The organism is Ensifer sp. LC11 (assembly GCF_001695835.1).
Lineage (GTDB): Bacteria > Pseudomonadota > Alphaproteobacteria > Rhizobiales > Rhizobiaceae > Ensifer.
Genome location: NZ_MBSO01000057.1, coordinates 1 through 2,590, shown reverse-complemented (window position 1 = coordinate 2,590; position 2,590 = coordinate 1). Strand labels below are relative to the sequence as shown.

Sequence of the window (2,590 nt, the reverse complement as noted above, 5' to 3'; positions counted from 1 at the left end):
CCTAAGTCCCAGACCCATCAATCAGCCTCAGCCAACCAAGGAAACTCTAGAGCGAAGGTCGTCGTCGCCAGCAGCGCCGCCGCCCTCGTCAGTGATCGGGCTTATAGACCCCCAGCCTCGCAGACGTCAACAGGGTTTTTCGAAAAAAATGACAGATTTCTGACAAAGCCCGGAAACGCAGGGCTTTGCGCCCCCAAAAAAGTTTAGGGCCCTCTCCCGCGTCTGTGGAGACACATTTTGGCCCTCACTTTTTCACAATCGGCCGATCTAAGCGAAAGCAACGATGCTTCGCGGGTGTTTCACGCGGGAGAGCGTGGAGAGGCGGGATATCCGCCTTCCGTCCTCCCCCCCGAGATTTGACTCCGTTGCGTGAAAGATGCACATCTTCGCGCAACGTATCGCAGGCAAGAATACGGTTTAGAGACATCGGGGACCCTCAGCTCGGCATGATCACCGACAAGAACATGGTCAGGTCGCTTGGCGACCAGCCACCGATCCTTGCGCATGGCCGCCGCGCGCCCGACAGGCGCGAGATTTCGCTGCGCTGGCTATCGGGTACCTTTTTGACTGGCATCACCTCAAGCCTGCTGATGGGCGTCGCTCTCTTTGCGGCCCTTGACGGACGCCAGCAATTGGCGATCCCGGCGGAGGCCTATGCAGCCCTTGATGCCGGGTCGAATGGCGATGAACAGGCAAGCGCCGTACGCGGCGGCCGCATCCTCTCACCGAAACTCGTCGCCAAGCCGGCCGACAAGACCGTCATGGAAGTGTCAACCATGACCCATGACGGCGAGAAGGAAGTGGTGCGCAAGCAGCCCTTCGTTCACGTCAAGATGGCGCTGGCCGCAAACCACCAGACTTCGGAAGGCTATCCCGATTTCGATCCCCTGGCGATCTTCTCCACGGAGGAGGCGGACGAGGAATCCCCCGTCGCCAGAACCGGCACGCTCTATGGATCGAACGTCGATTCCGAGGTGGCGCTGAAGACCGTCGATTTTCCGCTTCGCGGCGGTCCCACCTTCGACAGCTCGATGTCGCTCGACGAGGTCGAGGAGAACGTCCGTACCAATGGCTCGGTCCTGACCGAAGGCAGCACGCAGGTCGCGTCGCTCTATTATGTCGACCCGCAGCGCTTCGCCTCCGAGAGCGACGGGCTCGATCTGCTTCAGCAGGGTCTGACCGCCCGCATCGTCGAACAGAACAAAAGCGTCGCCGCCTACGAGACGATCGACGAAGAGACCACCGAATACGCCGACGACATCATTCCGGTGCGCCGCCAGACCGACATTGCGACCGTCATGGTCAATGCCGGCTACACCAAGGCGCAGGCCGAAGACGCCGCCGGTTACATCGGCCAGGCGCTCGGCGACAACGAACTTGCCGAGGGCGACGTCCTGCGTATCGGCATCATTCAGAACAGCGAGACCCAGAAGGGCGATGAGGCGCGGATCGTGCGCGCCACCATCTATTCGCGCAGTCGCCATGTGCTGACGATGGCGGTCGACGACAAGGGCCGTTTCGTGCCCGGCGCCGAACCACCAAGGCTCGACGCAGTGGCCACCGCCTTCGACGACAACGGCGCGCCGGTGGTGACCAGCAGCCACGACCTGCCGCGGGTCTATGACGGTATCTACCGGGCGGCGCTCTCCTACGGCATGAGCGCCGACATGGTCGGCCTCGTCGTCAAGCTGCTTGCCAGCAATGTCGATTTCCAGGCGCAGCTAAAGCCAACCGACTCGCTTGAAGCCTTCTTCTCCGTCACCGACGAGCGTGGCATGGCGACGGAAGACTCCGAGCTTCTCTATGTGCGCGCCAAATTCGGCGATGCCGTCACCGCCTTCTACCGGTTCCAGGATCCGGACGACAATTCGATCGACTATTTCGACCAGGACGGAAAGAGCATCCGGCAGTTCCTGTTGCGCAATCCTGTACCGAACGGCCATTTCCGCTCAGGCTTCGGCATGCGCCGCCACCCGATCCTCGGCTTCTCGCGGATGCACACCGGCGTCGACTGGGCAGCGCCCCGCGGCACGCCGATCATCGCCGCCGGCAACGGTGTCGTGGAAAAGGCTGGCTGGGATTCCGGCGGTTACGGCAATCAGACGCTGATCCGCCATGCCAACGGCTATGTATCGTCCTACAACCACCAGAGCGCGATCGCCAAGAACGTCAAGGTCGGCTCCAAGGTTGTCCAGGGTCAGGTGATCGGCTGGGTCGGCACCACGGGTCTTTCGACCGGCCCGCACCTGCACTACGAACTGATCGTCAATGGCAACAAGGTCGATCCGCTGCGCATCCGCCTTCCCGGCGGCAAGTCGCTGGCCGGCGATGCGCTGGCGAAGTTCGAAAAGGAACGCGACCGCATCGATGAACTGCTCGACAAGGATGGCACGGGCGCCGAAGTCGCGAGCAACTAGCCCCCTCCCCTCGTCAAAACTCCGCACATATGAAAAGGCCGCCCCAAAAGGGCGGCCCAGACTGCTGACAAACCTCTGGCGTTTGCCGGGGGTTTTTGATTCACTGGGTTATGTTGAAGAAACCCGCTCCCGAACAGACCGCACTCGAGATGGTGACGCTCGACAGCCTGGTT

At 61.7% G+C, this 2,590-nt stretch carries 1 protein-coding gene; it reads left to right on the top strand.

What is annotated here, in order from left to right; all coding sequences use genetic code 11:
* Positions 1-446: 446 nt before the first annotated feature.
* Complete coding sequence (locus BBX50_RS26770) at positions 447-2,417, top strand: M23 family metallopeptidase (protein ID WP_065778332.1); 1,971 nt, start codon at positions 447-449, stop codon at positions 2,415-2,417.
* Positions 2,418-2,590: the final 173 nt, after the last annotated feature.

What these genes read in the sequence shown, in the direction of transcription:
- BBX50_RS26770 (WP_065778332.1), top strand. Translation starts at nt 447, where the DNA reads ATGATCACCGACAAGAACATGGTCAGGTCGCTTGGCGACCAGCCACCG.